This is a genomic window from Ornithinimicrobium sp. (assembly GCF_051004135.1).
Classification (GTDB): Bacteria; Actinomycetota; Actinomycetes; order Actinomycetales; family Dermatophilaceae; genus Ornithinicoccus.
On the sequence record NZ_JBPCKQ010000164.1, the window covers coordinates 1 to 3469 of the forward strand.

Here is a 3469-nt window from a genome sequence, read left to right on the forward strand (position 1 = left end):
GGTCGAGGAAGGCCTCGTTGTTCTTGTTGTTGCGGAAGGTCTTCCACTCGCTCTCGTTGCTGTGGGCGAGGACGATGCCGTCGAAGGGGATCGCGCCGAAACCCTCGGTCCCCTTGAAGTTGCCCTCCTGGGTGGCGGTGAGCAGGGGATGCAGGACCTTGATCGGCGCCTTGAACATCTCGACGAACTCGAGCAACCCCTGGTTGGCTAGGCACAGGCCGCCCGAGAAACTGTAGGCGTCGGGATCGTCCTGCGAGTAGGTTTCGAGCTTCCTGATGTCGACCTTGCCGACCAGCGCCGAGATGTCCTGGTTGTTCTCGTCGCCGGGCTCCGTCTTGGTGACGCCGATCTGCTTGAGCACGCTGGGGTAGCGCCTGACGACCTTGAACTTGCGGATGTCGCCGCCGAATTCGTCGAGACGCTTCACCGCCCAGGGGCTGAGGATGCGAGTCAGGTAACGGGCCGGGATGCCGTACTCCTTGGTGAGCAGCGGGCCGTCCTCGGTGGGGTCGAACAGGCCGAGCGGCGACTCGTTCACCGGCGACCCCTTGATCGCGTAGAACGGCACATGCTCCATCAGCTGCTTCAGCCGTTCGGCGATCGAGCTCTTGCCGCCGCCCACCGGCCCGAGCAGATAGAGGATCTGCTTCTTCTCCTCGAGGCCTTGAGCGGCATGGCGGAAGTAGCTGACGACCTGCTCGATCGCGTCCTCCATGCCGTAGAACTCGGCGAACGCCGGATAAATCTTGATGACCTTGTTGGCGAACAGCCGCGACATGCGGGGGTCGTTGCGGGTGTCCACCATCGCCGGCTCGCCGATGGCCTTGAGCATGCGCTCGGCGGCGGTCGCGTACGACAGCGGATTGCGCCGGCACTCGGCCAGGTAGTCCTCGATCGACAGCTCTTCTTCGCGGTTGCGCTCGAATCGCGCGGCAAAGTTGCTAATGACATCCATGGCTCGTCTCTCCTGTGCAGAAGCGGGCGCCTTGGGCCGCGAGGCCTCGTGCGTCCGGGGAAGTTCTGATGGAACCCGGCGGGGCGCCATCAGAGCTTTCCTTGCACCGAGCTGGTGTCGGTCTAGCTTCGATCATCGGGCCGCCGGCATTGCCCCGAGGAACGGGGTCTTTGCCGGCTTGCTCACACGCTGGGGAGCAGGCTCCGTTTTAGCAAGCAACGTGCCGCTCGTGACAACGGTTGACGTCGGCTGTTGCAGCGAGCCCTCAATCGCGTGCGAAGTTTCTCACCCCGATCGACGTCCCGCTCACGCAGGGGCATGGCCGAGACGGGCGAGCAGACCGTTGAGCTCGTCCATCGACGCGAAGGCGATCGAGACCTCGCCGGCGATCCCGCGTGCGGTGCGCTTGCGCACCCGGATCTCGACCGGCGCCGCCAGGGCGTCCGAGAGCTGCTGCTCGACCCGCGCGACGTCACTGTCGTGGCGCGGCCCGGTCGCCTTGACGGCGGGTCGCCGCAGCGAGGACGCCGCCTGGCGAGCGACCAGGGCCTCGGTCTCGCGAACGCTGAGGCGACCGGCGACGACGCGGTTGGCGGCGATGATCTGGTCGGCGCCGTCCAGCGGCAGCAAGGCACGCGCATGGCCCATCTCGAGCTCACCGGCGAGCAGCTGCTGCTGCACGTGCGCATTCAGATTGAGCAGGCGCAGCAGATTGCTCGCAGCGCTGCGCGAACGTCCGACCGCCTGCGCGGCCGCCTCGTGCGTCATTCCGAACTCGTCGGTCAGGCGCTTCAGGCCGCGCGCTTCCTCGAGCGGGTTGAGGTCCTCGCGCTGGATGTTCTCGATCAGCGCCATCGCCGCTGCAGCTTCATCGCCGACGTCGCGGACGATGACCGGCACGTCCTGCAGACCGGCCAGCCGCGCCGCCCGAAAGCGGCGCTCGCCGGCGATGATCTCGAAGCGCTGCCCGGCGCCCGCCACGGCACCGGGCAGCGGACGCACCAGGACCGGCTGCATGATGCCCTGCGACTTGATGCTCTCGGCCAGCGCGTGGAGCGCCCCATCGTCGATCCGCGTTCGCGGCTGATAGCGCCCGGCCTGCAGCCGGTCGAGACCGATGCGCAAGGGTTCGCCATCAGCGGCCGGCGGCTCGCCTGCTTCCCTGGCTTCGGGAGCCCGCGGACCGAGCAAGGCCTCCAGACCGAGACCGAGTCCCTTGGGTTTCTTCGTAGCCATGGCGGGATTGTCGCGCCTGGGCGCGCTCTGCCTTATCCTCGCTTCTCGACTTCGAGGTTGCCATGATCCCGCGCGTTTTCGTTGACGGCCAGGAAGGCACGACCGGCCTGCGCATCCGCGAGTACCTCGCGTCGCGCAGCGACATCGAGGTGCTGCGCGCCGCGCCGCAGCTGCGCAAGGACGCGGTCGAGCGCTCGCGTCTGCTCAATGCCGCCGATGTCGCCTTCCTCTGCCTGCCCGACGCCGCAGCGCGCGAGGCGGCGGCCCTCGTCACCAACCCGTCCACCTGCCTGATCGACGCCAGTACGGCGCACCGCACCGCCAGCGACTGGGTGTTCGGCCTGCCGGAGCTGGCCCCCGAACAGCGCGAACGGCTGCGCGACTCCAAGCGCATCTCCAACCCCGGCTGTCATTCGAGTGCCTTCATCCTCCTGGTCCGGCCGCTGGTCGACGCGGGGCTGATCTCGCAGGCGGCGCTGCTCAGCGCCACCTCGATCACCGGCTACTCCGGGGGCGGCCGCAAGATGATCGAGCAGTACGAGGCCGGCGGCGACGCCCGGCTGTTCGCGCCGCGTCCGTACGCGCTCTCGCTCGCCCACAAGCACCTGCCCGCGATGAGCGCCCACAGCCGACTCGAGAATCGGCCGGTGTTCCTGCCGATCGTCGGCAACTTTCTCAAGGGCCTGGCTGTCTCGGTGCCGCTGCATCTGTCCGAGTTGCCGCGCGGTGCGAGCGCCGCGAAACTACACGCTGCTCTCGCGGAGCGCTACGAAGGCGAGCGCTTCATCCGGGTGATGCCCCTCGACGACGCGGCCACGCTCGCCGATGGCTTTTTCGACGTGCAGGCCTGCAACGACAGCAACCGTGTCGATCTTTTCGTCTTCGCCAGCGCGACGCAGGCGCTGCTGATGGCGCGGCTCGACAACCTCGGCAAGGGAGCCAGCGGCGCCGCCGTGCAGTCGATGAACATCCACCTCGGCTTCGACGAATCCCTCGGGCTCTGACAGGCGGGCTGCAGCGGGCCTCGGTCAGGCTGGGCCGGCGCGGTAGTGGTAGGTGTAGGCGTCCTCGAAACCAAGACGCCGGTAGATGCGGCGAGCCGACTCGTTCTCCGCGTCGACCTGCAGATAGGCCAGCGTCGCCCCCGCCTCCACGGCGTCGGCGAGCAGATGGCGACAGATGCGCTCGCCGAACCCCTGGCCGCGCGCTCCGTCCAGGGTGAAGACATCGTAGAGACCGGTGACGTCGCCCTCGGTGACACCCTGCCCGCCGGCGACC

General features: G+C 68.0%; 4 protein-coding genes. 1 reads left to right on the forward strand and 3 read right to left on the reverse strand.

All coding sequences use genetic code 11. The annotated features are described in order from the left end of the window. Together ACR2FV_RS11280 and ACR2FV_RS11285 are read right to left on the reverse strand one after the other, a co-directional pair. Positions 1-955 (reverse strand): PrkA family serine protein kinase (locus tag ACR2FV_RS11280; protein ID WP_434015794.1); only part of this gene is annotated, 955 nt, incomplete at its 3' end. A gap of 306 nt (positions 956-1261) precedes the next feature. Continuing rightward, positions 1262-2191: a ParB/RepB/Spo0J family partition protein gene (locus tag ACR2FV_RS11285; protein WP_434015795.1), complete on the reverse strand. Its 930-nt coding sequence runs from the start codon at positions 2189-2191 to the stop codon at positions 1262-1264. Between the two features lie 62 nt (positions 2192-2253). Between ACR2FV_RS11285 and argC the strand changes: the two genes are divergently transcribed. Continuing rightward, positions 2254-3195 (forward strand): N-acetyl-gamma-glutamyl-phosphate reductase, encoded by a 942-nt coding sequence (gene argC, locus ACR2FV_RS11290; protein WP_434015796.1) that lies wholly within the window; start codon positions 2254-2256, stop codon positions 3193-3195. Between the two features lie 24 nt (positions 3196-3219). Here the strand turns inward: argC and ACR2FV_RS11295 are convergent. After that, positions 3220-3469, reverse strand: a 250-nt coding sequence (locus ACR2FV_RS11295) for a GNAT family N-acetyltransferase (protein ID WP_434015797.1), incomplete at its 5' end; no start/stop codon positions are given.